The organism is Kitasatospora sp. NPDC090091, assembly GCF_044747365.1.
Taxonomy (GTDB): Bacteria; Actinomycetota; Actinomycetes; order Streptomycetales; family Streptomycetaceae; genus Kitasatospora.
Genome location: NZ_JBIVDY010000002.1, coordinates 141,733 through 167,291 on the forward strand (window position 1 = coordinate 141,733; position 25,559 = coordinate 167,291).

At 74.8% G+C, this 25,559-nt stretch carries 22 protein-coding genes and 1 riboswitch; of the genes, 11 read left to right on the top strand and 11 right to left on the bottom strand.

Annotated elements, in window-relative coordinates:
* Window positions 1–11 precede the first annotated feature (11 nt).
* Complete coding sequence (locus ACIPSC_RS03610) at window positions 12–1,730, bottom strand: S1C family serine protease (RefSeq protein WP_400822664.1); 1,719 nt, start codon at window positions 1,728–1,730, stop codon at window positions 12–14.
* 250 nt (window positions 1,731–1,980) lie between these two features.
* A riboswitch (TPP riboswitch) is annotated at window positions 1,981–2,129 on the top strand.
* Window positions 2,130–2,235: 106 nt separating this feature from the next.
* Here ACIPSC_RS03610 and ACIPSC_RS03615 point away from each other — a divergent pair.
* The 4 genes from ACIPSC_RS03615 (at window position 2,236) to ACIPSC_RS03630 (ending at window position 6,616) form a co-directional block, all read left to right on the top strand.
* Complete coding sequence (locus ACIPSC_RS03615; protein WP_400822666.1) at window positions 2,236–3,573, top strand: purine-cytosine permease family protein; 1,338 nt, start codon at window positions 2,236–2,238, stop codon at window positions 3,571–3,573.
* 83 nt (window positions 3,574–3,656) lie between these two features.
* Complete coding sequence (locus tag ACIPSC_RS03620) at window positions 3,657–4,511, top strand: glycerophosphodiester phosphodiesterase family protein (RefSeq protein WP_400822667.1); 855 nt, start codon at window positions 3,657–3,659, stop codon at window positions 4,509–4,511.
* Between the two features lie 451 nt (window positions 4,512–4,962).
* Complete coding sequence (locus ACIPSC_RS03625; RefSeq protein WP_400822669.1) at window positions 4,963–5,415, top strand: ATP-binding protein; 453 nt, start codon at window positions 4,963–4,965, stop codon at window positions 5,413–5,415.
* A 214-nt stretch (window positions 5,416–5,629) separates the two neighbouring features.
* On the top strand, window positions 5,630–6,616 hold the full coding sequence (locus tag ACIPSC_RS03630) for a DUF5926 family protein (protein ID WP_400822671.1): 987 nt from the start codon (window positions 5,630–5,632) through the stop codon (window positions 6,614–6,616).
* Window positions 6,617–6,878: 262 nt separating this feature from the next.
* Here ACIPSC_RS03630 and ACIPSC_RS03635 read toward each other — a convergent pair whose 3' ends face one another.
* Window positions 6,879–7,514, bottom strand: coding sequence for a bifunctional DNA primase/polymerase (locus ACIPSC_RS03635; protein WP_400822672.1), 636 nt, complete (start codon window positions 7,512–7,514; stop codon window positions 6,879–6,881).
* Window positions 7,515–8,221: 707 nt separating this feature from the next.
* On the opposite strand from ACIPSC_RS03635, the gene ACIPSC_RS03640 reads away from it, so the two are divergent.
* Window positions 8,222–9,715, top strand: a complete 1,494-nt coding sequence (locus tag ACIPSC_RS03640) for a PP2C family protein-serine/threonine phosphatase (protein WP_400822674.1) — start codon at window positions 8,222–8,224, stop codon at window positions 9,713–9,715.
* 272 nt (window positions 9,716–9,987) lie between these two features.
* Window positions 9,988–11,487: an aminopeptidase P family protein gene (locus ACIPSC_RS03645; RefSeq protein WP_400822675.1), complete on the top strand. Its 1,500-nt coding sequence runs from the start codon at window positions 9,988–9,990 to the stop codon at window positions 11,485–11,487.
* An 83-nt stretch (window positions 11,488–11,570) separates the two neighbouring features.
* On the opposite strand, the gene ACIPSC_RS03650 is transcribed toward ACIPSC_RS03645, so the two are convergent.
* Window positions 11,571–13,022, bottom strand: coding sequence for a hypothetical protein (locus ACIPSC_RS03650; RefSeq protein ID WP_400822677.1), 1,452 nt, complete (start codon window positions 13,020–13,022; stop codon window positions 11,571–11,573).
* Window positions 13,019–13,633: an RNA polymerase sigma factor gene (locus tag ACIPSC_RS03655; RefSeq protein WP_400822678.1), complete on the bottom strand. Its 615-nt coding sequence runs from the start codon at window positions 13,631–13,633 to the stop codon at window positions 13,019–13,021. The genes ACIPSC_RS03650 and ACIPSC_RS03655 overlap by 4 nt, the downstream gene beginning before the upstream one ends.
* Window positions 13,634–13,927: 294 nt before the next feature.
* On the opposite strand from ACIPSC_RS03655, the gene ACIPSC_RS03660 reads away from it, so the two are divergent.
* A complete protein-coding gene (locus ACIPSC_RS03660; protein ID WP_400822679.1) occupies window positions 13,928–14,995 on the top strand; it encodes a helix-turn-helix domain-containing protein in 1,068 nt (355 codons plus the stop codon).
* 61 nt (window positions 14,996–15,056) lie between these two features.
* Here ACIPSC_RS03660 and ACIPSC_RS03665 read toward each other — a convergent pair whose 3' ends face one another.
* Entirely contained in the window at window positions 15,057–15,833 is a 777-nt protein-coding gene (locus ACIPSC_RS03665) for a MerR family transcriptional regulator (RefSeq protein ID WP_400822680.1), read from the bottom strand.
* A 221-nt stretch (window positions 15,834–16,054) separates the two neighbouring features.
* On the opposite strand from ACIPSC_RS03665, the gene ACIPSC_RS03670 reads away from it, so the two are divergent.
* A complete protein-coding gene (locus ACIPSC_RS03670; RefSeq protein ID WP_400822681.1) occupies window positions 16,055–16,795 on the top strand; it encodes an aquaporin in 741 nt (246 codons plus the stop codon).
* A gap of 41 nt (window positions 16,796–16,836) precedes the next feature.
* Here the strand turns inward: ACIPSC_RS03670 and ACIPSC_RS03675 are convergent, their stop codons facing one another.
* The 5 genes from ACIPSC_RS03675 to ACIPSC_RS03695 form a co-directional block, all read right to left on the bottom strand.
* The gene (locus ACIPSC_RS03675; RefSeq protein ID WP_400822682.1) at window positions 16,837–18,063 is read right to left on the bottom strand and encodes a hypothetical protein; all 1,227 of its coding nucleotides are present in this window, start codon (window positions 18,061–18,063) and stop codon (window positions 16,837–16,839) included.
* A 153-nt stretch (window positions 18,064–18,216) separates the two neighbouring features.
* Complete coding sequence (locus ACIPSC_RS03680) at window positions 18,217–19,443, bottom strand: LPXTG cell wall anchor domain-containing protein (protein WP_400822683.1); 1,227 nt, start codon at window positions 19,441–19,443, stop codon at window positions 18,217–18,219.
* A 408-nt stretch (window positions 19,444–19,851) separates the two neighbouring features.
* Complete coding sequence (locus ACIPSC_RS03685) at window positions 19,852–20,310, bottom strand: hypothetical protein (protein ID WP_400822684.1); 459 nt, start codon at window positions 20,308–20,310, stop codon at window positions 19,852–19,854.
* A 42-nt stretch (window positions 20,311–20,352) separates the two neighbouring features.
* Window positions 20,353–20,769, bottom strand: a complete 417-nt coding sequence (locus ACIPSC_RS03690) for a PPOX class F420-dependent oxidoreductase (protein WP_400823328.1) — start codon at window positions 20,767–20,769, stop codon at window positions 20,353–20,355.
* A gap of 250 nt (window positions 20,770–21,019) precedes the next feature.
* Window positions 21,020–21,583, bottom strand: coding sequence for a heme-binding protein (locus tag ACIPSC_RS03695; protein WP_400822685.1), 564 nt, complete (start codon window positions 21,581–21,583; stop codon window positions 21,020–21,022).
* Window positions 21,584–21,944: 361 nt separating this feature from the next.
* Between ACIPSC_RS03695 and ACIPSC_RS03700 the strand changes: the two genes are divergently transcribed.
* Both ACIPSC_RS03700 and ACIPSC_RS03705 read left to right on the top strand, forming a co-directional pair.
* Entirely contained in the window at window positions 21,945–23,216 is a 1,272-nt protein-coding gene (locus tag ACIPSC_RS03700; RefSeq protein ID WP_400822687.1) for a sensor histidine kinase, read from the top strand.
* Window positions 23,213–23,869 (top strand): response regulator, encoded by a 657-nt coding sequence (locus ACIPSC_RS03705; RefSeq protein WP_400822689.1) that lies wholly within the window; start codon window positions 23,213–23,215, stop codon window positions 23,867–23,869. Before ACIPSC_RS03700 ends, ACIPSC_RS03705 begins: the two co-directional genes overlap by 4 nt.
* 57 nt (window positions 23,870–23,926) lie before the next feature.
* Here ACIPSC_RS03705 and ACIPSC_RS03710 read toward each other — a convergent pair whose 3' ends face one another.
* Window positions 23,927–24,532, bottom strand: a complete 606-nt coding sequence (locus ACIPSC_RS03710; RefSeq protein WP_400822691.1) for a hypothetical protein — start codon at window positions 24,530–24,532, stop codon at window positions 23,927–23,929.
* Window positions 24,533–24,715: 183 nt separating this feature from the next.
* Between ACIPSC_RS03710 and ACIPSC_RS03715 the strand changes: the two genes are divergently transcribed.
* Window positions 24,716–25,396: a TetR/AcrR family transcriptional regulator gene (locus ACIPSC_RS03715; protein WP_400822693.1), complete on the top strand. Its 681-nt coding sequence runs from the start codon at window positions 24,716–24,718 to the stop codon at window positions 25,394–25,396.
* Window positions 25,397–25,559 lie beyond the last annotated feature (163 nt).

Here is a 25,559-nt window from a genome sequence, read left to right on the forward strand (position 1 = left end):
CGGGGCGGCGGTCAGTTGTCGCCGACGCGCTCGCTGAGGGTGACCTTGGTGTTGAAGGTCTGGCCGTTGCGGGTGTACTCGACGTCGACGGTCTCGTTGGGCTTGTGGGTCCAGATGCGGCTCACCAGGGCCGGGCCGTTGTCGATCGGGACGCCGCCGAGCTTGGTGATGACGTCGCCCGGCTTGAGGCCGGCCTTGTCGGCCGCGCCGCCGGGGGTGACGGCGGGGGTGCCCTGGATGTCGCGGGTCTGGATCTGCGCGCCCTCGCCCTTGTAGTCGTCGTTGCGCAGCACGTCGAGCTTGGCGTAGACGGGCTTGCCGGTCTTGATCAGGGTCTCGCCGACCCACTTGGCCTGGTTGATCGGGATGGCGAAGCCGAGGCCGATGCTGCCGGCCCGGCCGGTGCTGGAGGTGTTGGACTGGATCGCCGAGTTGATGCCGACCACCGCGCCGGTGGAGTCGAGCAGCGGGCCGCCGGAGTTGCCGGGGTTGATCGACGCGTCGGTCTGAAGGGCGTTCATGTACGAGGACTGGGCGCCGGTCTCGTCGCCGGAGGCGACCGGGCGGTCCTTGGCACTGATGATGCCGGTGGTGACGGTGGACTCCAGGCCGTACGGGGCACCGATGGCGATGGTGGAGTCGCCGACGTTGACCTTGTCGGAGTCGGCCAGCGGAAGCGGCGTCAGCTTGCCCTTGGGCGGCGTGTCCAGCTTCACCACGGCGACGTCGTAGCCCTCGGCGCGGCCGAGCACGGAGGCGGCGTAGGAGCTGCCGTCCGCGAACTTGACCGTCAGCTTGCCGCCGTTGGAGGCGGGCGCGACGACGTGGTTGTTGGTGAGGATGTGGCCCTCGGTGTCGAAGACGAAGCCGGTGCCGGTGCCGGACTCGCCGTTGCCCTGGGCCTTGATGGTGACGACGCTGGGCAGCGCCTTCTGCGCGATGCCGGCCACCGAACCGGGGGCGGGCTCGTTCTTCTGCGGGCTGCTGGCCTGGACGGTGGTGCTCCGGTGGTCGTCCGCGGAGGCCACGCTCTTGCCGTCGCGGTCGGCGACGGTCACGCCCACCGCGCCGCCGGCCACACCGGCGACGAGGGCGACGGCGGCGATCAGGGCGACCAGGCCGCCGCGCTTCTTGCGCGGGGCGGCGTGCCCGGGGGTGCCGGGGTAGTCGGAGGGGTAGCCGAGCGGGCCGCCCGGGTAGCCGGGGCCGGCGGGGCCACCTGGAGCGCCGGGGGTGACGTCGTGCGCGCCCCAGCCGCCGAGCGGCTGGCCGGCGCCGAACGGGTGGTGCTGGCCGGTCGCGCCGGGGGCGGCGGGCGCACCCGGGGCGGCGTACGGGTCGTGGGCCGCGGCGGCGGGCGCCGCGTACGGGTAGCCGGCCGGCGCAGCGGGCGCGGCCTGGGGCGCGGCCTGGGCGGCCGGCGCAGCGGGCGGCAGGACCGGCGGCGGGGCGTCGATGTACCCGGTGTCGGCCGCGGCCGGGGCGGCCGCGGGAGCGGCCGGAACGGCCGGCTCGGGGGCGCTGACCTTGCTGAACGCCAGCGTCGGCGTGGACCCGCCGGCCGCCGGGGCGGCGGGCGCGGCCTCGGCCAGCGTGTAGTCGGCCTCGGGTGCCGCTGCGGGGGCGGGCGCGGACTGCGCCGAACCGTCGGGAGCGGGACCGACCACCCCCTGGCCGGAGGGCTGCTCCCCCTGCGGCCCGGTGGGCCCAACCTCGCGCTCGGTGCTCACGGACGACCTCCATAGCTGACAGGACCAACAACCATAGTTTTTCGCACACCCGATTCGATTGTCGTAAGGACCCTTCTGAAGAACTCATAAGAATCCTTAGCCCGGTCCAACAGCACGTGCCCGGGGCCCCCGCGGCACCCCCGCGCGACCCTCTGCCGCGGCCCCGTGCCGACGGCGCGCCGTCCCGCGATGCGGACCGCCGGGACCACGGCCTTGGCGTTCCCCACCTGGGCGGCTAGCCTGTCGCTCCAAACTGACACGCGGGAGCTTGGACCCACCAGGCTGAGAGTGCGCCGGTCGACCGTACGCCACGGGCTCCGTGGACGGACCGTCGAGGGGGCGCAGACCGCCGGAACCTGTCCGGGTAATGCCGGCGTAGGGAGTATCGGCCATGCCGTCTGCTTCGCCATCCTCTTCTTCGGGCGCGCCCGCGTCCAAGGATTTCCCCGAGTCGTCCTCGGCCGTTCACTCCGACGCCGCGGCCCCCGCCGGCGGTTCCACCGCGGTGCTGGACCGTCCGGAGCCGGGCGAGCGGGTCGAGGCGCCGCTCGTGCTGGACACCGAGCCGCCGCGCACGCTGCGGTTCCGGGACCACTTCGCGCTCTGGATGAACCTCGGCGTCAGCCTGATCGGCTTCACCACCGCCGCCACCGTGCTCGGCGCGCCCGGCAGCGAGCTGTCGCTGGCCGCCGCGGTGACCGCGATCGTGGCCGGCACCGTGGTCGGCACCGCGATGCTCGGCGTCGCCGCGCTGATCGGGGCCCGCACCGGCGCGCCCGCGATGGCCAACCTGCGCGGGCTCTTCGGGACGAAGCTCTCGTACGTGCCGACGGTGCTGAACATCGTCCAGTGCATCGGCTGGGGCGTGTACGAGCTGCTGGTCATCGCGATGGGCGCGCAGACCGTGGCGCACACCGAGGGCTACCGCTGGGTGTTCGTCGTACTGGCGGGCGCGGTGACCACCGCGCTGACCATCTGGCCGCTGGGCGCGATCGCGGTGCTGCGCCGCTTCGTCGCCGCGGCGGTGGCGGTCGCGATGGTGTACTTCACCGTCCAGCTGGGCCGCCACGGCGTCCCGGACCCGGGCGCGGGCAACTGGCACGGGTTCCTCAAGGCGACCGACGCGATGATCGCCGTCTCGATCTCCTTCGTGCCGCTGGCCGCCGACTACACCCGCCACTCGCGCACCCCGCGGGCGGCGTTCTGGGGCAGCTTCTCCGGCTACACGATCGCCCAGGTCTGGTGCTACGTGCTCGGCCTGTTCGCGCTGCTGCAGGCGGACGGCGACGCGACGAAGATCTTCGACTCGTTCCTGGGCGTCTGGGCCGGCTGGCTCTTCCTGCTGGTGCTGGTGCTGCGCGAGACCGACCAGTCCTTCGCCAACGTCTACTCGACCGCGATGTCGGTCCACAACCTGCTGCCGAAGGTCGACCGCCGGGTGCTGACCGGCGCGACCGGCCTGCTGATCACCGTCCTGGCGCTGCAGATCACCGAGTTCACCGACTCGTACTACGCCTTCCTCGGCCTGATCGGCTCGGTCTTCGTGCCGATGTTCGCGGTGCTGGCGGTGGACTACTTCCTCGGTGCCGGCCGGCGCGGCTGGAACCTCGCCGCCGACGCGCCGTCCCGCTGGCTGATGCTGCTGCCGTGGGCGCTCGGCTTCGCGGTCTACCAGCTGATCGCACCGACCGCGATCGCCGGCTGGTGGACGGACTTCTGGACCTCCGTCCAGGAGGCCCTGCACTTCACCCCGCAGGAGTGGACCTCGGCCTCGCTGTTCGGCTTCCTGGTGCCCGCCCTGGCCACCTGGGCGCTCACCCCGCTGACCCGCGGCCGGCGCTGACCGCCGCCCGCACCCCGAAGACGGCCCCGCGGATTGGGGCCGTCTTCGCTTCCGCTTCACTTCCGCCGCTTATCGTTGACGCCGTGACCAGCCCTGATCTCTCGCCTGCGGCGGCGCGCACCGCGCCGCCCGTCCAGGTGATCGCCCACCGCGGTTCCTCGCACGCCCTGCCCGAGCACACCCTTGCGGCCTACCGCCGGGCACTGGAGGAGGGCGCGGACGCGGTCGAGTGCGACGTCCGGGTGACCGCCGACGGTCAGCTGGTCTGCGTCCACGACCGCCGGATCGGCCGGGTGTCGGACGGCCGCGGCACGGTCTCCGCGATGACGCTGGCGCAGCTGGAGGCGCACGACTTCGGTGCCTGGAAGACCGGCGTGCCGAGCCGGGACCCGGAGCTGCGCGAGGTGCTGCGGCTGGAGAGCCTGCTGGAGCTGGTCGCGGACTGCGGCCGGCCGGTGGACCTGGCGATCGAGACCAAGCACCCGGTCCGGTTCCGCGGGCGGGTCGAGAGCGAGCTGCTGCGGACGCTCGACCGGTTCGGGATCGGCGGCGCCCGGGGAGCCGGCACGCAGGCCGCCGACGGCCCCCGGGGCGACGGCCCGCGGGCCCGCATCATGAGCTTCTCCTCGCTGGCCCTGGCCCGGGTGGCCGCCGCCGCGCCGCAGTACCCGCGGGTGTTCCTGTTCGAGCGGATGCTGCCGTTGCAGGGCCGGCTGCGGCCGGGCGCGGCGCTGCCGGGCGGTGCACGGATCGCCGGCCCCGGCATCGACCTGGTGCGGGCCAAGCCCCGGCTGGTCACCCGGCTGCGCGAGCTGGGCCACGAGGTGCACGTCTGGACCGTCGACGAGCCGGCCGACGTGGAGCTCTGCCTGGAGCTGGGCGTGTCGGCGATCATCACCAACCGCCCGGCGGAGGTGCTGGCCCAGCTGGGGCGGTAATTCCCCGGGCGTCCCATCATCCTCGGGTGTCCCGGGTGTTTCGGGTCACCGTCCACTCGGCCGTGACGCGGCGTTCAGTTGATCGTCTTGGTAGGGACTCAAACCTTCCGCTGTCGCTTTTCTGCCGTGGTTTTTGCGTTTCACGACAGAGGGTGAGCGGCGAATCACCTGTCGCGCACCGTGTGTCGTGCGGCTCGAAATGTCCGGCCGGGATCGCCGTGCGGTCGTTTCCGACGCATTACCAAGGGGCATCCATCCCTCGGCATACGCTGAAGGAGGTCCGGGGGTGGCGTTGATGGTGGCGCGTGAAGTGCCGACTTCATCGACCATGGCAGTGCCGCACGGCCCAGCGAGTGTCGGGGTCGCACGGCGCCGACTGCGTCGAGATCTGGGTGACCGGCAGATACCGGAACCGGTCATTGATGATGCTGTTCTGATCCTTTCCGAACTGTTGAGCAATGCCTGTCGTTACGCCCGGCCGCTCGGGCCGCTGCCCGTGCTCGGCCGCAGCGCCCGCGCCGAGGTCGTGGGCCAGGTGCTGGTCGGCGTCCCCTCCGGGGCGGCCGGCGGCTCGGCCCGGCCGGGCAGGTCCGACGAACGCCCGCAGGAACGGTCCCGGGACGGCGAGGACGTGGGAGCCGACGACGGCGGCATCCTGGTCCGCTGGCAGATGCACGCGGACGGCGTCCTCACCCTGGAGGTGACCGACGGCGGGGCACAGACCCGGCCGTCCCCGGCCAGCCCGTCGCTGACCTCTCGCGGCGGCCGCGGCCTGAGCATCGTGGACCAGCTGGCGAGCGACTGGGGCGTGCGCGACGCGCCCGGCGAGGTGACGGTGTGGGCCGCGCTGCCCGCCCGGGCCCGCCACGCCCGGCGCACCGGCGGTGATGCCCGCAGCGCCTGACGGCCGACCGGTTCGCCGACCCGGGCCGACCCCGGCCCGCGGCCAGGGCGGTCCGCACGCCCCGGACCCGCAGGCCGCGGGCGAGCGGGCCCGCAGGCCGAACGGGCCCGCAGCGCCGTCCCCCTCCCCCAGGCCCCGGCGTGTGCCCACGCGCCGGTGGAACGTCAGTAGGCTGCCCGGAGCACAACACCACCGTCCCCGGGAGAGCCGCACCATGGGCAAGAAGGCCGCCAAGAAGGCGCCGCAGCGCAGCCAGTCCACCACCGCCGTCACGGGCGAGATCCCCGTGGTCGGGGCCCGCGAGAACTGCCCCTGCGGTTCGGGCCGCCGTTACAAGGCGTGCCACGGCCGCGAGGCCTCGCACGCGGTGCAGGAGCTGGTGCACCGCCCGTTCGAGGGCCTGCCGGGCGAGGCCGACTGGGTGGCGCTGCGCGAGCTGGTGCCGGCCGCGACCGTCCCGCTGACGCTGGCCGCCGGGGTGGCCGGGACCGCCACCGGAGACGTGCCGTCGGTGACGCTGGCCACCGTGCTGCCGCTGGCCTGGCCGGCCCTGCGCCGCCAGGACGGTTCGATCCTGCTCGGCCTGCAGACCCAGTCCTCCTCCGGCGACCTCAGCCGCGACCTGGCCGACGCGCTGGAGCTGGCGCTGGCCGCCGAGCCGGGCTCGCCGGTGCCCGCCCGCCGCACCGTCCCTGGCGGCCGCCGCCTGCAGGACCTGCTGGACCTGGAGGCCGATTTCGCGCCCGCCGTGCACACCGGCTTCGAGTTCTGGCTGGAGGACGCCGAGACCGCCACCGGCGAGGTGGCCGCCTCCCTGGAGCGCGCCAACGCCTCGGCCATCCCGACCGAGAAGCTGAGCGGCGTCGACTCCGCGTACTGGTGCGGCACCCCGGACAAGAACCACCTCCGCTGGGTGATGACCGTCCCGGAGGAGCAGTTGCTGGACGCGCTGGCCCGGCTGACCGCCGCCGAGAAGTCCTCGCTCGGCGCGGACACCCGTCTGGTCGGCTCGTTCCGCGCGCACGGCCTGACCGTGCCGGTCTGGGACCTCCCGCTCGCCATGACGGCCGCCGACTGCGAGAAGCCGGCCGCCGAGTTCGCCGAGCGGCTCGCCGAGACGCTCGCCGACGAGCGGCCGCTGACCGCCGAGGAGCGCCGCGCCCGCGCGAACCTGGTGAACCGTCAGGTCACCTTGAACTAAAGGCGACCGGGATCCGGGTGATACGCGTCACATTGCCCGTCCGAACGGCAATTTCCGGACTGCCAGGGCATCTTGGAAATTGGCGTAGCCGCGGATCCTTGTTACTGTCTAAAGAGTCCGGTCGCTGGTGCATCCCCCGTCGCCAGCGGCCGGATCTTTTGTTTTTCGCCGCAGGCGCCCCGGTTGCACCGTGTCCGATCAGTTTCCGGGCAGCGCGGCGGCGGCCCGTGGGCCCCGCGCCGGCCCGGTCCGCCCGCGGCCGTCAGTACGCCGAGCGGCCGCTGTCCAACCGGACTGCCGCCTCGACCAGTTCGCCGAGCAGCGGCCCGACCTGGGGCAGCCAGACCCCGCCGTCGGCTGCCGGGCGGGGTGCGAGCACCCAGCGCACCCGGCCCCCCGTCCCGCCGCCGGGCGGCAGCGGCAGGAAGCCGCCCGACCCGTGGTAGCGCAACGACCCGGGCACCCAGGGCAGTTGGGCGAGCATCTCGCCCAACACCTCCAGTGAGTACGGGGCGACCAGCAGCGCGTAGCGGCCGGGCAGCGCCAGCACCGGGCCGAGCGGCAGCCGCAGCGCGGCGAGGTAGGCGAGCGCCCGGGCGCCGGCCGCCGCGGGCAGGCTGACCGCCGAGACGGTCCGGCCGGTCGCGGCCAGCACGGGCGCGTCCGGCTGCCGCTCCCACCACCAACGCACCATCCGGGCATCGGTGGTGGCCGCGAGCAGCGGCGGATCGTGCGGATGGGCGCCGGGGACGGGACAGTCCTGGTCCCCGCAGGAACACCGCCCGCCGCGGAGCAGCGTGCCGGGCACCACGGGCCAACGGTGGTCGACGGCGGCCGCCAGGGCCGCGGCCAGCCGGGCCGAACGGGCCGCCGGACGGTTGCTCGGGTTCTCGCGCATGGCACTCGTTCCTTTCCGTGACCGCTCGGTTCGCTCCCGGCCCGCGGCCCGCGTCGGGGAGCGCCGCACCGGCCCGGATCGGGGCGGCGGGCAGGGCGAACGGCGTGGGCAGGGGTGGAGCACGGTGTGGAGCACGACCTGAGAAGGGCCGCGGACCAGAACCTGTCCGGCCTGGAACAGCCCTTGGAACGAGAATCCCGCATGCGACCGGATGGACGCCGCCCGGGCGCGGTTGGTTCCACCGTACGAGTGAGTGACTTCCGACCGGCCCGGCCTCCGAGCGGCGAAAGCATACGATCCGGACGGCCGTCCGGGCCGTCCTGACGGTTCTGCCCGTTCTCCGGCCGGTCCATGCCCTCCGCCCGGCACCGGCGGGCCGCCGGAACACCCCCGGCCGGGCCGCGGCGGCACCCGGCGCGCGCTCGAACGGAACGCGCCCCGCGCGGGTTCCCGGGCGCACTCCGGTACCCGTCGGGGTCCGGTGCCGGACCCCGACGGGTACCGGCTCCGGGGGCGGCGGGACCGGGCACCGGCACCGGAACGGATCTGGACATGCCCCGAATGGCCTGTGTAGAAGTGGTGGCATTGCTGACGATCAATGACGAGAAGTAGCGAATCGAGGCGGAACGCGCCCTTTGCCGTCCTCGCTCCACATCGGCCGTACCTGGGGGGTTCCGTATGACACGTACCGCGTCAGGAGTGGCGGCATGACCGAGTCCCACGCATCGTCGACGTCCGCCGAGCCGGGCGAGCCCGGCACCGCCAGCGGCCTCTCGGTGCTCGACCATCCGGGCTTCCCCGGCCCGGCCGCCGGACCGGCCGAGGAGCAGGCCGACCCGGCCGGGGCCGGCGACGGACGGCCCGCGGCCGCCGGCGAGCCGGCCGGCGCCGACGGACGGAGCACACCCACGGCCGGGCTGCAGGACCGTTTGGCCGGACGGCTGTCCGATTTCACCAGCCTGCACGAGCACACCGAGCGGCTCGCCCGCGCCCGCGGCCTCGACGCCACGGTCGACGCCCTGCTGGCCTCCGGCACGGCGCTGCTCGGCGCCAGCCGCGCCCTGCTGGTCACCGCCGCACCCGGCGGCGGCCCCGGCCGGCCGACCGGCCACGGCCTGGACCGCGCCAGCCTCGGCTCCCTGGAGACGGTGCCGGCCGACCAGAGCCCGGTCGCCCGGCTGCTGCGCGAGCGCGACCGGCCGGACCAGCTGGAGTGCCGCGACCTCGCCCACGACCCCGCGATCGGCGCCCGGCTGCGCGAGCTCGCCGCCTCCCTCGGCCTCGGCGGCTGCTACGGCCTGCCGCTCGCCACCGAGGAGGACGGCCCGCTGGCCGCCGCGCTCTGGTTCTACGACGAGCCCGCCGCCCCCACCGAGCGCCAGCGCGAGCTGGCCCACCGCTACTGCGAGGTCGCCGCCCCGCTGCTGGCCAAGCAACTGGACGCGGAGAAGGTCCGCCGCACCACCGAGGCGCTGCGCCGCGGCCTGCTGCCCGACCGGCTCCCCCAGCCGGCCGGCCTGCGGCTCGCCGCCCGGCTGGTCGCTGCCGGCCTGGACCACTCCGCCGGCAGCGACTGGTACGACGCCATCCCGCTGCCGGACGGCACCGTCGGCCTCACCGTGGGCAGCGTCTCCGGGGACGGCCCCGGCGCCGGGCCCGGCTCGGCGCCCGGCGCGGCGGCCGCGATGGGCCGGGTCCGGGCGGCGCTGCGGGCGTACGCGGTGCTGGAGGGCGAGGACCCGGTCTCCGTCCTCGGCGACCTCGAACTGCTGCTCAAGACCACCGAGCCGACCCGCAGCGCCACCGCCGTGTACGCCTGGGTGGAGCCGGAGGACCGCCGGGTCACCCTGGCCGGGGCCGGGCACTGCCCGCCGGTGCTGGTCACCCGGCACGGCGCCGAGTTCGTGGAGACCTCGCTCTCCGCCCCGCTCGGCATGCTCTCCTGCTGGGAGGCGCCCGGGGTCGAGTTCACCGCCGAACGCGGCGACACCCTGGTGCTCTACACCGAGGGGCTGGCCCGCCGCTGCGGGCCCACCCTGCACGCCGGGCAGGCCAACCTGCGGCGGGCCGCCGCCGACGCCCCGCGCGACGTGCGGATCGACCCGGACCGGCTCTGCGCCCACCTGCTGGCCGTCTGCCCGGACCCGGCCGCCGGAGCCGCCACCGACGACCTGATGCTGCTGGCCGCCCGCTTCGAGTAGGGCCCGCCTTGTGGATCAGGTCGGACCGGGCCCGATCCGCAAGACAGGCCCCAGCCCGCCGGGAGGCCGCACCGGGCCCCTGCCGACTGCCCGGTGCGGCCCCCGCGCGGGCCGTCCGCCGCGGGGCCGCCGCTCCCCCGCCGGGGCGCGCCGGCGGACGTCCGTACCATGGACGCACGGCCGCCCGTGCGTGTCGCGATCCGACGCGCCCCAGGGCTCCGGCCCCCGGGACACCCCCATGGGGCGGCCGCACGCGCAAGGAGGCGACGTACGTGACCGAGGACCGCACCCCGGCAGTGGCCGAGAACCCCGAGGCCGGGGGCGAGGAGCAGCCGCAGGAGTTCAAGGGCCGCAAGAACGGCCTGTACTCCGGGGTCTCCGACGAACTGGCCGCCTCGATGAAGTCCGGCTGGGCCGACACCGAGCTGCACGGCCTGGAGCCGGTCGCCCAGGCCCCGTACGCGGCCGAGCGCCGCGCCCGGCTCTCCGCCGCCTACCCCGGCGAGCGCCTGGTGGTCCCGGCCGGCAACCTGAAGGTCCGCGCCAACGACTCCGACTACAGCTTCCGCGCCGCCAGCGAGTACGTGCACCTCACCGGCGACCAGACCGAGGACGCGGTGCTGGTCGCCGAGCCCACCGGCGACTCAGGTCACGACTTCGGCCTCTACCTGCTGCCCCGCTCCGACCGCGAGAACGGCGAGTTCTGGCTGGACGGCTACGGCGAGCTCTGGGTCGGCCGCCGGCACAGCCTCGCCGAGCAGGAGCAGCTGCTCGGCCTGCCGGCCCGCGACGTCCGCAAGGCCGCCGAGGAGCTGGCCGACAAGGCGAAGTCCGGCACCGTCCCCACCCGGATCGTGCGCGGCCACGACGCCGGCCTGGAGGCCGCGCTCGCCGACGTGCTGGACGCCGGCAAGGACGCCGAGTTCAAGGAGTTCCTGAGCGGCCTGCGGCTGGTCAAGGACGAGTGGGAGATCGGCGAGCTGCGCGCCGCCTGCGCCGCCACCGTGAACGGCTTCACCGACGTGGTGCGCGAGCTGAGCCAGGCCGTCGCCACCTCCGAGCGCTGGATCGAGGGCACCTTCTGGCGCCGCGCGCGGGTCGAGGGCAACGACGTCGGCTACGGCTCCATCTGCGCGGCCGGCGCGCACGCCACCACGCTGCACTGGGTCCGCAACGACGGCGCCGTCCGCCCGGGCGAGCTGCTGCTGCTGGACGCCGGCGTGGAGACGCACACCCTCTACACCGCCGACGTCACCCGCACCCTGCCGATCAACGGGCGTTTCGACGAGCTCCAGCGGAAGATCTACCAGGCCGTCTACGACGCGCAGGAGGCCGGCATCGCCGCGGTGAAGCCCGGCGCCCGGTTCCGCGACTTCCACGACGCCTCGCAGCGCGTGCTCGCCGAGCGCCTGCTCGCCTGGGGCCTGCTGGACCCGTCGCTGTACGACGTCGAGAAGGTGCTGGAGCTCGGCCTGCAGCGCCGCTGGACCCTGCACGGCACCGGCCACATGCTCGGCCTGGACGTCCACGACTGCGCCCACTCCCGCCGGGAGGAGCACGTCGACGCCCTGCTGGTGCCGGGCATGGTGCTCACCGTCGAGCCCGGCCTGTACTTCCAGGAGGACGACCTGACCGTGCCGGCGGAGTACCGCGGCATCGGCGTCCGGATCGAGGACGACATCCTGGTCACCGCGGACGGCAACGAGAACCTCTCGGGCGGCCTGCCGCGCCGCGCCGAGGACGTCGAGGCGTGGATGGCCTCGCTCGCCTGAGCCTGCCGCCCGTCGCACGTCCGAACGGGCGGACACACCGGAGCCCGGCTCCCCTCGGGGGGGCCGGGCTCCGGTGTCGTGCGCTACTTGGCCACCACGCGGACCGGGATGCTGCGCTCGCCGATCGGGGTGAACTCATTGCTGCCGGTGTAGGGCAGCGCGGCCTGCACCGTCACCGGCATCACACCGGGCCCGGCTGCGTGGTCCATGGTGAGGCGGAACTTGACCGTCCTGCTCTGCCCGGGGGGCAGCGGGAACAGCGACTTCGGATCGGCGACGGCGTAGCCCATGTCGCTGCCGGGGGAGATCGCGACCCGCGTCCAGGTGTCGCCGTCCTGGCGCTCCAGCTTGCCCGCGTTCTCCGGCACCGGCGCGGCACTGGCCGGCGTGCCCGCGTAGCTGTCGGTGATCACGAACGGCTGGACCTTGGCGTAGTCGGTCTGGCTGGTGTTCTTGTACGTCACCGAGAAGGTCACGGGCGTGCCGTTGTTGGGCACCTGCTGGCCCACCCCGAGGCCCTCCACGCTGACGCTGATGTCGTTCTGGTTGGCGCGCTTCGCCGGGGCCTGCCGCCCGCTCAGGTCGATGCTGTCGAGGATCGACACCACGCCGGCCTGGTACTCGGGCTTGAGGCCGATGGCGGAGACGAAGACCTGGTCCTTCTCCAGGCCCCACATCTGGGCGGTGAACTTGTCCGTGCCGTTGCAGGTGACCTGCCACTGCGTCTTGTAGACGGGCCGGCCGGCCACGATGTCCCTGGTGCGGACTGCGGAGCTGGTGATCTTGTCCGCAGGAACGGGCGCGTACTGCTTCCCCCAGATCGGGCAGGACGGCTGGGGGGACCATCCGCTGTCCGAATCGAGGAAGTGCTGGGACGGCCAGAGCGCGTGCTCGACCTCGTCCGCCGTGTTGTAGGAGGTCAGGAGCACCCCGTAGGGAGTGCAGTCGTCCTCGGTGCCCGGCTGCGGAGCTCCCGGGCTCAGCACGCACACGTTCAGGGCACCCGGCTGCGGCTCCAGGACCCGCCAGCCCGCCGGGGCCTTGAACTTCACGCCGCGGAAGGTCACCTGGGTCGGCGTCCCGGACGTGGCCGCGGTGGTCGACGAGGAGGCCGACGGGGCGCCGCTGGGCCGGCCGGCCGGGACGTCCGGCTCACCGTCGGCCGTGGCGGACGGGGACGGGGAGCCGCTCGCGGTCGCCGTGGGGGACGGGGTCGTGGTCGCAGTGGGGGACGGGCTGGCGGGCGACGACGTCAGGGTGGCGGCCGGGTTCGGCGTCCGGTGGTCGGCGACGTCGTCGGCGCGGAAGGTCAGCACGCCGACGGCCAGCGCCGCAGCCAGGGCGAACGCCGGCACCGCGGCCAGGTAGACCGGCCGCAGCCTGCGCATTCTTCGGCTGGGAGGGTCGGCCGGGCGCAGGTCGTGCGCGGTGATCTGCGCGGCGCGGGCGTTCATCGCCTCGCGCAGCAGCTGCTCCATCGGGCTCTCGCCCGGATCGGCACCGCCGCCGGGCAGGCGGGGATTCTTGTCGGTCATCGAACCTTCTCCAGGTGCTTCTCCAAGGCGTCCAGAGCCCGGCTGGCGGTGGACTTCACAGCACCCCGGGACAGCCCCAGGGTCTCGGCGATCTGCGCCTCCGACATGTCGGACCAGTAGCGCAGCACCAGCACTTCCCGCTGGCGCGGGGTCAGCTCCTGCATCGCCACCAGCACCCGCCGGTGCTCGTCGTTGAGGACGGCGTGGTCCTCGGCGGACGGCGCGTCCGCCTCGTGCGGCGGAACGTACTCACGCGCGGTCTTGCGGCGGCGCAGCATGGACCGGGCACCGTTGACCACCGAGGTCCGCAGGTACCCGAGGGCGTTGTCCAGATCGTCGAGGTGCTCTCCGTGGCGCTGGTAGAGCTGGGTGAAAGCTTCCTGCACGACGTCCTCGGCGAGGTCCTGATGGTCGACCAGGAGCACCGCCATCCGGACCAGACCGAGCCGGTGGGCGTGGTAGAGGTCGGTCAGCGTGGGCCGGTCCTCGGTCTGCTTCCGGCCACCGCGCAGCAGCCGGAAGCCGGAGCGGCGCTTCTCCGCCTCCGGCTCCGCGCCCGGGAGGTCGGCCGCCCGGCCGGCCTCCTGGACGCCGAACAGCAGCCCGACCACTCCCGCGAGGATGCCCCGCCCTCTCGCTGGTCCCGCTATCGGCCCGATGGCCATGGACATCTGCGTTCTGCTTTCCCCCAGGACGCGATCGGCGTTCTGCCGCCCCGTCAGGACCCGTGATCAAGTTCGTGATCAGCGGAATCATGCCAGCGTCAAGCTCTCCGACCGGTTCCGCCCCCGTAGTGATGGACGTGTGGGCGGCGCGGGGGTTGCAGGCGGGTTCCGGGGAAATCCACGTTGGCCGGAACGGCTACACTCACCGGCATTCCGCCACCCGTCAGCAGGGGGTTTTCCATGGCCCAGCAGAGCCGCTCCGGACCGGTGGCCGTCGCGATCGGCCGGCGGCCCGAACCGGTGCACGACGTCGCGGTGTACGCCTTCTCCGGCATGGCGCCGTTCGAACTCGGCGTGGTGGTGGAGGTGTTCGGGCTGGCCAGGCCGGAGCTGGCCGGGCTGCTGGCGGCGCCCTGGTACGGGTTGAAGGTCTGCGCCGACCGGCCCGGCACCGAGCTCGACGCGGTCGGCGGCTTCTCCCTGACCGCCCGGCACGGGCTGGACGAACTCGCCGCCGCCGACACCGTGGTGATCCCCGGGGTGCCGAACGCCTTCGGCGGCGCGGGAGCACCTCCCGGCCGCCAGGCCGGGGGAGTCTCCCCCGAGCTGGTCGCCGCCCTGCGGACGGCGCACGAGCGCGGCGCCCGGATCGTGTCGATCTGCTCGGGCGCGTTCGCCCTGGCCGCCGCCGGGCTGCTGGACGGGCACGAGGCCACCACCCACTGGCGGTACGCGGAGCTGCTCCAGCAGCGGTACCCGTCGGTGCGGGTCAACCCGGACGTGCTCTACGTGGACAACGGCTCGGTGCTGACCAGCGCCGGCAGCGCCGCCGGGATCGACCTCTGCCTGCACCTGGTCCGCCGCGACCACGGCGCCAAGGTGGCCAACAGCGTCGCCCGCCGCTTCGTCGTACCGCCGCACCGGGACGGCGGGCAGGCGCAGTTCATCGAGGCCGCGATCCGGCCGGTCGAGGAGGAGGACGACGGCGTCGTGCGCTCGATGCAGTGGGCGCTGGACCACCTCTCCTCGCCGCTGACCATCTCCGTGCTCGCCCGCGCCGCGCAGATGTCCGACCGCTCCTACCTGCGCCACTTCACCGCGCGCAACGGCACCAGCCCGATGCGCTGGGTCGTCACCCAGCGCATCGCGGCCAGCCTCCCCCTGCTGGAATCGCCCGACGGCTCGGTGGAGGAGATCGCCGCGGCGGTCGGCTTCGAGAGCGCCGCGACCTTCCGCCACCACTTCGGGCGGGTGATGCGGACCTCCCCCACCGCCTACCGCCGCTCGTTCGGCCGCGGCGTCGCCTGAGCACGCCGCCCGGCCGGCGCCGCAGCCCGCCCGTCCGACGTGGCGGGTCGGCCCTGCCGCGTCAGCCCTGCTCGCCGGTGCGGAAGGCCGCGTTGGCGAGGATGGCGTCGTGCAGCCACTGGGCGAGCCCGGGGGCGAGCTGCTCGTAGACCTCGGTGAACCGGGGGTCGGCGACGTACATCCCCGCGATGCCCCGGTGGATCTCGAAGGTGCACTCGTAGAAGTTGTCGACGATGTGCTGCCGGTGGACCTCGGCGAGGTCCATGGCCGGGCCGCCGTCGGCGGGCTCGCCGGCGGTGAAGGCGGCGACCAGACGCTCGTTCAGGGCGTCCGCCTCGGCCTTGATCCGCTGCCAGTCCGCCTTGTCGTAGCCGGCGGTGCGGCGCTGGGACTGCGCCCAGGCCTCGGTGTCGCCCCAGCGCTGCTCGGCCTCGTCCTCCCACTCCTCGCGGTAGGCGTCGCCGAAGACCTCGAACTTCTCCTCCGGGGTCAGCTGAATTCCCATCTTCTTTGCCTCCATGGCGTGTTCGACGGCCGCGGCCAGTTCCTGGAGGTGGGCGATGCGGTCGCTCAGCAGTCGGTGCTGGCGCCGCAGGTGCTCGCTCGGGCTGACCGAGCGGTCGTCCAGGATGGTCGCGATCTCTTCCAGGGGGAACCCGAGCTCGCGGTAGAACAGGATCTGCTGCAACCGGTCGAGGTCGGCGTCCCGGTACCGGCGGTAGCCGGCCCGGGTACGGCCCTCGGGCGACAGCAGCCCGATCTCGTCGTAGTGGTGCAGGGTCCGGACGGTCACCTTGGCGATCCCCGCCACCTGCCCGACCGAGTAGCCGCCGCTCATGCGTGCCCTCCGACGATCCGCTCCCTCATGTGGGGCTCCCTTCGTGCTGACCACGAGCCTCCGCCCTCCCGCTGCGTGAGGGTCAAGCCAGTTTCACCGGTCCCGTCCGCCCCGGCGGTCGACGGCCCCGTGCGAGTCTCCGAGCGGGGGTGCCCGGGCCGGGCGCGGGTTGGACGAAGCCGCCAATTGCCGGGCCGGACGGCGGCCGCGACCATGTCGCCATGACCACGATCTCTCCGCCCCTGGGACGACGGCTGGCCGCGGAGGCGGTCGGGACGGCGGCGCTGGCCGCCGTGGTGGTCGGCTCGGGCGTCCGGGCCGCCGCGCTCACCGCGGACGGCGGGGTGCGGTTCCTCGCCAACGTCGGCGCCTCGGCGCTCGCCCTGACGGTCCTGATCCAGCTGTTCGGCCCGGTCTCCGGCGGGCACTTCAACCCGCTGGTGACGGCGGGCGCGTGGTGGGCCGGCCGGCGTGGCGGCGACGGGCCGGGCCTGCGCGAGCTCGGCGCCTACGCCGCCGCGCAGACCGCCGGCGCGGTGCTCGGGACGGGCCTGGCCAACGTGATGTTCGAGCGGCCGTTCGCCGAGCCGTCCGGGCAGGCCCGGGACGGCGGTGCGCTCTGGCTCGGCGAGGTGGTGGCCACCGGCACCCTGCTCCTGGTGGTGTCCGGCCTCGACCGCAGCAGGCGCGGCGGGCTGGTGCCGGCCGCGGTCGGCCTCTGGGTAGGCGCGGCCTGCTGGGCCACCTCCTCGGGCGGGTTCGCCAATCCGGCCGTCACCGTGGGGCGGGCCCTGACCGACAGCTACACCGGGATAGCCGCCGGCTCCGTCCCCGGGTTCGTGCTCGCCCAGGCGGCCGGTGCGGCGGTCGGCGTGGCGCTGGCCGCGCTCCTGTTCCGCCCGTCCGACCTGACGGCCGCCGTGCCGGAGGACGCCCGCGACCTCGTCCCCGGCCCCCGGTAGCCGCGCGCCGGCGACCGCGGCCCGCGGGCCGCGGTCGCCGGTCAGCCCGCCGCGCCGACCAGCGTGCGCTCCCGCCGCCGGGCCGTCCGCCGGCCCCGCGGATCGCCGCCGCCGGCCCGCGGCCGGCGCGTCCGGCGGGTGGGCCAGAGCAGGACGTACGCCGCCGAGAGCACGACGAAGGCGAGGCGGACGAAGCCGCGGCCCGAGTCCGACGGGATCAGCAGCGTGCCCCCGTACAGGGCGGCCAGCGCGATCCAGCTCCACCAGGGCACCAGCCGCTGCTGGCCGACCGCGTCCCAGAGCAGCGTGCCGAGCAGGATGGAGGCGGTGTAGTACGTGTAGACGCTGGGATCGAGCAGGATCCGCGCGTCGGCGCCGAGCAGCACGACGGCCGGCCAGCGGCCGCGCCAGACCGCCAGCGCGCCCAGCCCGAGGCCGAGGGCGAACTGGGTCGGCCGGTCCCACCAGGGGGTGGCCGGGTCGGTGACCCCGAACCAGCGCAGCGACGAGGCCGGCTGGTTGGGGATGGTGAACTTGGCGGCCGCCACCGTGTCCAGGTTGCCCAGGTAGAACGGGAGCCAGGCGACCGCGACCAGCCCGGCGAACCAGAGCGCCGTCCGCAACCAGGCCGGTCGGGGCAGGGCGAGGATCAGCGGGGCGAAGGCCAGCGCCCAGGGCTTCGAGTCCACCGCGAGCGCCAGGTGGAGGGCGACCAGGGTGGCCCGGCCGCGGCTCAGCTCGTACGCGGCGAGGGTGGTGAAGAAGAGCGCCAGCACGTCGTCCAGGTGCGCGAAGCGGACCGAGACCTCGACCCACATCGGGATGAACGCCAGCCCGGCGACCAGCAGCCGCTGCTGCAGCCGGCGGTGGTTGGTCCCGGTGCCCAGGTAGTACCAGGCGGCGGTGCGGCCGATCAGCACCAGCATCACCAGCCCGAGCCCGGACATCACCGCCTCGGCGAGCACCTGCCCGGTGTGCGGCGGGAACGGGTCGAAGAGCCGCGCCACGGCCAGGCTGACCGGCCCGATCTGAAGCTCGGGGTGGTGCGCGTAGAGCGAGAGGCCGCCGTCGGACCGCCCGCTGAACAGCAGCTCCTCGCCCTGGCGCAGGTAGTGCCAGGAGAAGCCCCCGCTGGGCTCGACCAGCAGGAACCAGAGCACCGTCCAGGCCACCAGGAGCACGTGGTGTCTGCGGACCGGGAGGCCCGCGATCCGACCGGTGGCCGCCTCGTAGTCGGTGGTGGCCCGTGCCGAACGTGCTCCCCGCACCCTGTACCTCTCCGCGCCGTTCCGCCCCCTCCGGCGGGTCATCCTAGGCCAGATCGGGAAACTCCCGTCGTCCGCCCGCCGGTGACCGGCGGAGGAACGACGGTGCCCCTGGCGCGTCCGCGGACGGACGCACCAGGGGCACGCGGGTCAGGCTCAGCCCTGCTGGGCCGACTTGCGGCGGCGGAGCACCAGGAGGGTGCCGGCACCGGCCGCGAGGACGGCGCCGCCGGCGATCGCGATGGCGGTGGTGTCGTCACCGCCACCGGTGGTCGCCAGCGCCTTGTCCGCGGCGGCCTTGGCGCCGGAGACGGCGGCCGGGGTGAGCTTCGGCGGCGTCACGTTCGGCACGGAGACCGGGAAGTCGATCGGCTCCTGCGGGCCGGCCGAGGTGGTGGCGACCGGGGCGGTGGCGGCCGGGGAGGTCGCCGGGGCCGAGGTGGCCGGGCCGGTCGGCTTGGCGGTCTCGGTCGGCGCGGTGGTCGGCGAGGTGGTCGCCGACGGCGAGGCCGTGGTGGACGGGGTCGCCGTGGCCGACGGCGTGGCCGTCGTGGTTGCCGTGGGGGTCGCGGTCGCGGTGGCGGTCGGCGACGTGGACGTGCTCGGCGTGGCGGTCGCGGTCGGCGACTGGCTCGTCGTCGGGCTGCCGCTCGGCTTGGTCGCGGTCGGGCTCGGCTTGGCGGTGGTGGGCTTCGCCGTGGTCGGCTTGCCGGTCGGGCTCGGCTTGCCGCCGCCGGACTTGATGGTGAAGCCGGCGCCCTTGATGCCGTCGCAGCTGAAGTGGCCGTTGCCGACCGCCTCGCCGGTCTTGTCGTCGAGCTGCTCGGAGAAGACCACCGGCACCACGCCGGCCTTGCCGAGCGGCGCGTCGTCGGTGAAGGAGACGCGCACGGTGATGTTCAGGCTCTTGCCGCGGTTGACCGCGAGCAGGGCGCCGCCGTCGACGTTGCCGTCGCCGTCCACGCCGCCGAGCATGATGAGCACCGCGTCGTCGTCGGTGTCGCCGCCGCCGGGGGCCACGCCGGCCGGCAGCCACGAGCCGCCGGGCAGCTGGTACTCGACCTTGAGGTTGTCGGCCTCCAGGCTGCCCTCACGGTTCTTGAACTTGAGGAAGGGGTAGAACACGAAGTCGTGCTTGGTCGCGTTGTCGACCTTGAAGGTGAACTGCTTGGACTCGCCGCCCGCGATGAAGGTGTTCGGCACCCCGGCGACGGACAGGTCGAGCGCGTTGTGCGCGGCCTTGTCAGCCTGCGGCGCGGCAGCGGCCGACGGCGAACCCGTGGTACCGGCGGCCACGGCGCCCTGGGCGCCGGCCAGGACCATCGAGGAGGCGAGCGCGGCGGCGCCGGCGAGGGCGAAACTGCGGCGTATGGACTTGGACAAGGAGACCTCACGAGAGAGTCCGGGCGCGGCCCGGGAAGCGGTGGGCACGGCTGTCCGAACAGCAAACCCCCCGCGAAGCTGAAAGTCCGACGGAGACTACCGAAGGAATCGGCCACTCCGGAAGGCGGGTACCCCTCTTGCTTCCCGCCCGCGAACCCGCGCCTGTCCGTTTGACCCAACTCTGCTACCGGACAAGGCTTTTGATCACGACCGCCAGGTGATCCCACCATGACCGGTACACGTCCGCGGGACGGTACGCGAACACCGCCCGGTGGCGCAATTCCGACCCCGGGCGCATTTCGACCCGGGTCCGGTGCTCGTGCGGCAGGACCGGCTGCGTCCCGCCGGGGCCGGTTGCGGTCGCGGCCCCGGGGGCCGGCCCCGGCTCACCGACGCCGGCTCACCGGCTCAGGCGCAGGCCCGCTGGGCGAGGGCGACGGCGGGCGCAACGACAGCGGGGGCGACAGCGGGGGCGGCGCCCGGCCGGCCGGTCTCCAGCTGGGCGACCACCCTGCGGCGCAGCAGCTCGTACTGGGCCTGGAGCCGGCCGGGGCGCTGCGGGCGGGCGACCGGACGGCCCGGACCGACGTGCTCCTCCGGGCCGAACTGCTCCCGGGTCAGGTCGACCTCGAAGCCGGTGGCGAACCGGTTCCACCAGTGCAGGTCCGTCCGGACCCCGCCGACGTGCACCTCGCCCATCATCAGCTCGCCGCCGAGCAGGTCGTGCAGCACCATCGCCGTCACCCCGCACTGGCCGCGGGCGGGATTGTCGGGACGCCAGTGGGCCAGGTCCTCGGGCGCACAGGTGTCGACACCCCAGGAGGAGCGGATCGCACGTTCGATGTCGTTGAGGGTCCACGCCGTCATACCGGGAAGCCTGCCACGCGCCACCGACAGCGGCACGGGTTTTCAGTCCGCGACCCCGTGTTCCGCGGTGACCTTCTCGATCGCGACCCGGACCAGCAGTTCGCCCGGGACGCCGTTGCGGGCGCCGTACTCCTCGGCGCGGTCCTCGCCCATGTAGCGGGCGGCGATCCGGGTCGCCCAGGCGCGCACCTCGGGCAGGTCGTCGACGAGCCGCGCGGCGCCCTGCACCAGGGCGTAGGAGAACGGCGGCCGGTCGTCGTCCACGCAGAGCATCACCCGGCCGTCACGGGCCAGCGTGCGGCCCTTCACGGTGGCGGCGCCGGTGTTGAAGACGATCTCGTCGCCGTCCAGCAGGAACCAGACCGGCGCGACGTGCGGGCGGCCGTCGGCCCGGGTGGTGGCGATCTTGGCGGTGCGGGTGCCGGCGGAGAGGAAGGCGCGCCACTCGGCCTCGGTCATGTGTGCCATGGGCCCATCCTGGCCGCTGCGGTGCTCCGGCGGCAGGATCCGGGGCGGCGCGGCGCGGCGGAGCGCAGTGGTCCCGCGCGCCGGTGGCACGAACCGAGCGCCGGGGCGGTCGGGGGCCCGTCCCGGCGCTCGTCGCCGCCCGCGCGCCGGACAGGGCCGGACAGGGCGGGGCGGTCGCGGATGCGGAAACGGCCGGGCCGGGCCGGATGTCCCGGACCGCCCGGCCGCCACCGGCCCGCCGTTACTTCGAGAGCGCCTCGACACCGGCCTGGGCGAACTGCTCGTCCAGGTCGCCGCTGGGCGCGCCCGCGACGCCGATCCCGGCGACCGGAGCGCCCTTCGCCTGCACCGGCGCACCGCCGCCCAGGAAGAGCGTGCCCGGGATGTCCTTGAGGTTCGGCGCCTGCGCCAGGCGCTTGGCCAGCTCGGAGGTCGGGGCGTTCCAGGAGACGGCGGTGAACGCCTTGCGCTGCGCCGACTCCGGCGACTGCGGGCCGGCGCCGTCGCCCTTGAGCAGGACCCGGGTCACGCCGTCGCGGTCCACCACGGCTACCGAGACGTGCTGGCCGGCCTTGGTGGCCGCGTCCAGGGTGGCCTGGGCGGCCTTGGTGGCGGCCTCGATGGTCAGACCGGTGGTCTGGGCGAGGTTCTTGTTCTGGGTGTCGGCCTTGACCGCGGAGGCCGCGGCGGCCGGGGTCTCCGCGGTGTCGGCGCTGGCCGAGACGGCGCCGACGGTGGCGGCGGCCAGCGCGGCGGCGGCGACGGTACCGGTCAGCACACGGGTGCGCACGGAGGTCTTCTTCATGGTCCTGCTCCTCGTCGGATCGGTCGGGGGCCACGGCCGGAACCAGGGGGCCGGGTCGGGCTCGGCGGCTTCGGTATCGATCCTCCGGCCGGTACCCCCTCGGCCACATCGACGGTCCGGCCGCCGCCGGCGCGCATGATGGATGACGGTCCCGTCAACCGATCGGCTGATGCGCGGCCCGGCCGACCGGGTCACCATCGAGGGATCGGCGCAGGTCGGCGCAGGTCGGCGCCGTGGCCCGGACGGCCGCCGCAGCACCGGCACGCCGGACGCGCCCGGGTCCGCCGGACGCCGCCGGACGCCGCCGCGGTCCCGGCCACCCCGGCCGCGCAGCACCGGAAGCAGAGTGAGGAACGACCCCGTGGAGCAGCCGCCCCGCACCGCCGCCGCCGCGAGCGGCGACGTGCCCGCCGCCGACCCGGACGCGGGCCGGCTGGCCGTGCTGCTCGACTCCGCCTTCCTGCTGCTGCTCGCCACCTCGCTGAGCCGCTTCCTCAGCCACCACCCCGACAATCCGCGCATCCCCTGGGTGCTCGGGCTGAGCCTCGCGCTGGCCCTCGCCCAGCCGGCCGGCTCCTGGCTGGCCCACCGCCGTCCGCCCGCGCCCGGGCAGCACCGGCGGCTCTGGCCGCTGGCCCTGGTGGTCGGGCTCTGGGTGGTGCTGGTCCTGCTGGCGCCCAGCTTCGCCTGGTGCGCCGTCCCGCTGGTCTACACGGGCCTGCGCACCCTGCCGGCCCGGGCGGCCATCCCCCTGGTGGCGGCGCTGACCCTGCTGGTGGTGGTCGGCGAGATCCGGCTGCCCGGCCCGGTGGACGCCAACCTGGTGCTGCTGCCGCCCGCGGTGGCCGCGCTGGCCACGGCCGTCTTCCTGTACATGGAGCGGCAGTCCGAGCGGCAGCGCGCACTGATCGCCGACCTGCGCCGCACCCGGCGCGAACTCGCCGCCACCGAGCGGCGGGAGGGCACGCTGGCCGAGCGCCAGCGGCTGGCGATGGAGATCCACGACACCCTGGCGCAGGGGCTCTCCAGCCAGCAGATGCTGCTCCAGGCCGCGGACCGGACCTGGGACGCCGACCCGGCGACGGCCCGCACGCACGTCCGCACCGCCGCCGACGTGGCGGCCCGCAACCTCGCCGAGGCGCGCCGCTTCGTCCACGACCTCGCCCCGGCCGAGCTCGCCGACGGCCGGACGCTGGACCGGGCGCTGCGCTCGCTCGCCGAACGGGAGTCCGCCGAGAGCGGCCTGCCGGTCCGCTTCCACCTGGACGGCCTCCCGGTGCCGCTCCCCGCGGCCGCGCAGTCCGCACTGCTGCGGATCGCCCAGGGGGCGCTGGCCAACGTCCGGGAGCACGCGGACGCCTCGGCGGCCGCGCTGACCCTCTCCTTCCTCGGCGACCAGGCCGTCCTGGACATCGCCGACGACGGCCGGGGGTTCCGGCTCGCCGGAGAAGCGGGAGCCGGAGCCGGCTCCCGACCCGGCGCCGCCGGCCGCGGCCACGGGCTGCCCGCGATGCGGGCCCGGCTGCGCCAGCTCGGCGGCACCCTCACGGTGGAGAGCGCCCCCGGCGAGGGCACCGTGGTCTCCGCCGCCATCCCCCTGGAGCCCCGACGAGAACCCCTGGAGCCCCGATGAGCACCGCGCCCGCGTCGCCGCCCCCGACCCCGCCCGTCCGCCTGCTGGTCTGCGACGACCACGCCGTCGTCCGGGCGGGCCTGCTCGCGCTGCTGGCCAGCGCCGGCGACATCGAGGTGGTCGGCGAGGCCAGCAGCGGTGAGGAGGCTGTGGCGCTGGCCGCCCGGCTGGCACCCCAGGTGGTCCTGATGGACCTGCAGCTCGGCGACGGCATCGACGGCGTGGAGGCGACCCGGCGGATCACCGCGGCCCCCGGCGCCCCGCACGTCCTGGTCCTCACCACCTACGACACCGACGCCGACATCACGCGCGCGATCGGCGCCGGTGCGACCGGCTACCTGCTGAAGGCCGAGCGGCCGGAGGAGCTGTTCGCGGCGGTGCACGCGGCGGCGCGCGGCCGTACCGTGCTCTCGCCGCCGGTCGCCTCCCGGGTGATGGCCCAGATGCGGGCCCCGCTGCCGCAGCTCACCGACCGGGAGCAGGAGATCCTGGCCCAGCTCGCGCAGGGACTGGGCAACCGCGAGATCGCCCGGGCGCTGTTCATCAGCGAGGCGACGGTGAAGACCCATCTGGGGCGGATCTACGACAAGTTGGGCGTCGACACCCGCGCGGGCGCGGTGGCCGTGGCGAAGGAGCGCCGGCTGCTGCGCTGACCGCGCGGGCGCCGCCTCCCGCCGCCTCCCCGCGCCGCGCTCGCCGCACCGCCCGGCTCACCCCAGGGCGCTCCAGAACGCGCAGCGGATCCGCGGCAGCGCCGCCGTGCCGGCGCCGGCCCCGGGGAGTGGAGCACTGCCGGCCTCGGCCGACCACCCCGGCCGGGCCGCCGTCCCCGGCGAGACCGCCGTCAGCCTGGCCTGGCCCAGCGGGCCGAACTCCAGCCCGAGCCGGTAGCCGTCCGGGGTCACCGCGGCCAGGCCGGGCAGCGGGCGGCCGGCGTTCACCGAGGTGAGCCGCCAGCCCCGGCGCTGCCAGGCCGTCGCCACCATGCCCGGCAGTTCCGGCCGGCGCGCGGGCGAGATGACCGTGACGATGTCCAGGCTGCGGGCGACGTACCAGTGCACGGCCCCGTCGGCCGGGCCGGAGCCGGGCGCGAGCAGTCGCGTGCCCGTCCGGGTGGGCCCCTGACGCCAGGCCAGCTCGGGCCGGACCGCGTCCAGGGTGTCCCGGAGCAGGCGGTCGCAGCGGGCGGCGGCCTCGGCCCGTTCTGCCTGCCCGCCGTGGACCGGCTCGGCGGCCGGCACGGGGGCCGTCCGCAGCGGCCGTACCGGCCGGCCGGCGTGGATCTCGACGTTCGCTTCGGCGCCACCTGGCTGCACCGGGACCTCCGTGGTTCTCCCGGCGTTCACCCCCGGGCGGCATGCGGTTTCTTCTGCTCCCTGGACGGCCCGGCACCCGGCGCCAGTTCCACCGCCCGCGCAGGCGCGTGGGCCGTCCGCCGGCCGGACCCGAGAGTAAACTGCACCGAGTAGTGCAATCAATGGCGAAGGAGCGACCTCCGGATGACCCCAGGGACCTCAGGGGCCTCAGCAGCCCCGACCACCCCCGCCACCCCGGCGCCGGCCGCGGGCTCCCGCCGGATGCCGGAGAAGCGGCAGGCGATCACCCGCGCCGCGAGCACGGTCTTCGGCCGCGAGGGCTACACCCGCGCCAGCGTGGATGCGATCGCCGCCGAGGCCGGGGTGTCCAAGCGCACCATCTACAACCACTTCGGCGACAAGGAGAAGCTCTTCCTCTCCGTCGCGCTGGAGACCGCCGACGAGCTGACCGAGGTCATCGCCGGCCTGGCCGACCGGCACCTGCACAAGATCGTCGACCTGGAGGCCGACCTCACCGCCTTCGCCGTCGACCGCGCCCGGGCCGTCCTGACGGCGGGCGACCACTACGCCCTGGGGCGGACGATCCGCGCCGAGGCCGCGAACATCCCGCCCGACGTCCTGCGGGCCTGGCTTGACGCCGGGCCGCTCGCCTCCCAGCGCGACCTCGCCGCGCACTTCGGCCGGCTCGCCGACCAGGGGCTGCTGCACATCGAGGACGCCACCCTGGCGGCGACCCAGTTCACCCTGCTGACCTTCAGCGGCGCCGCCGACGCCACCTTCTTCGGGGCCGTCCCGATCGCCGAGGAGGACCTGAGGAGCGGCATCACCGCAGGCATCAAGGCCTTCCTGCGCCTCTACGGCTGAATCCCACCCGCGGCCGCGCGCGCCGCAACACCCACGGCGAGGGCCGGCCCCACCTCCGGGGCCGGCCCTCGCCGCACGTCCGAGCCCGGCCATCCCGACCCAGGGCACCCCCCGCCCACCGACACCGGGCCCCACACGCCCCGCGCCACGCCCCAAAGTGCAC

Excerpts from the sequence above, each read along its gene's own strand:
- ACIPSC_RS03630 (WP_400822671.1), top strand. The coding sequence starts at position 5,630 with ATGGGCAAGAAGGCCGCCAAGAAGGCGCCGCAGCGCAGCCAGTCCACC.
- ACIPSC_RS03635 (WP_400822672.1), bottom strand. The coding sequence starts at position 7,514 with ATGCGCGAGAACCCGAGCAACCGTCCGGCGGCCCGTTCGGCCCGGCTG.
- ACIPSC_RS03640 (WP_400822674.1), top strand. The coding sequence starts at position 8,222 with ATGACCGAGTCCCACGCATCGTCGACGTCCGCCGAGCCGGGCGAGCCC.
- ACIPSC_RS03650 (WP_400822677.1), bottom strand. The coding sequence starts at position 13,022 with ATGACCGACAAGAATCCCCGCCTGCCCGGCGGCGGTGCCGATCCGGGC.
- ACIPSC_RS03660 (WP_400822679.1), top strand. The coding sequence starts at position 13,928 with ATGGCCCAGCAGAGCCGCTCCGGACCGGTGGCCGTCGCGATCGGCCGG.
- ACIPSC_RS03665 (WP_400822680.1), bottom strand. The coding sequence starts at position 15,833 with ATGAGCGGCGGCTACTCGGTCGGGCAGGTGGCGGGGATCGCCAAGGTG.
- ACIPSC_RS03670 (WP_400822681.1), top strand. The coding sequence starts at position 16,055 with ATGACCACGATCTCTCCGCCCCTGGGACGACGGCTGGCCGCGGAGGCG.
- ACIPSC_RS03685 (WP_400822684.1), bottom strand. The coding sequence starts at position 20,310 with ATGACGGCGTGGACCCTCAACGACATCGAACGTGCGATCCGCTCCTCC.
- ACIPSC_RS03690 (WP_400823328.1), bottom strand. The coding sequence starts at position 20,769 with ATGACCGAGGCCGAGTGGCGCGCCTTCCTCTCCGCCGGCACCCGCACC.
- ACIPSC_RS03695 (WP_400822685.1), bottom strand. The coding sequence starts at position 21,583 with ATGAAGAAGACCTCCGTGCGCACCCGTGTGCTGACCGGTACCGTCGCC.
- ACIPSC_RS03705 (WP_400822689.1), top strand. The coding sequence starts at position 23,213 with ATGAGCACCGCGCCCGCGTCGCCGCCCCCGACCCCGCCCGTCCGCCTG.
- ACIPSC_RS03715 (WP_400822693.1), top strand. The coding sequence starts at position 24,716 with ATGACCCCAGGGACCTCAGGGGCCTCAGCAGCCCCGACCACCCCCGCC.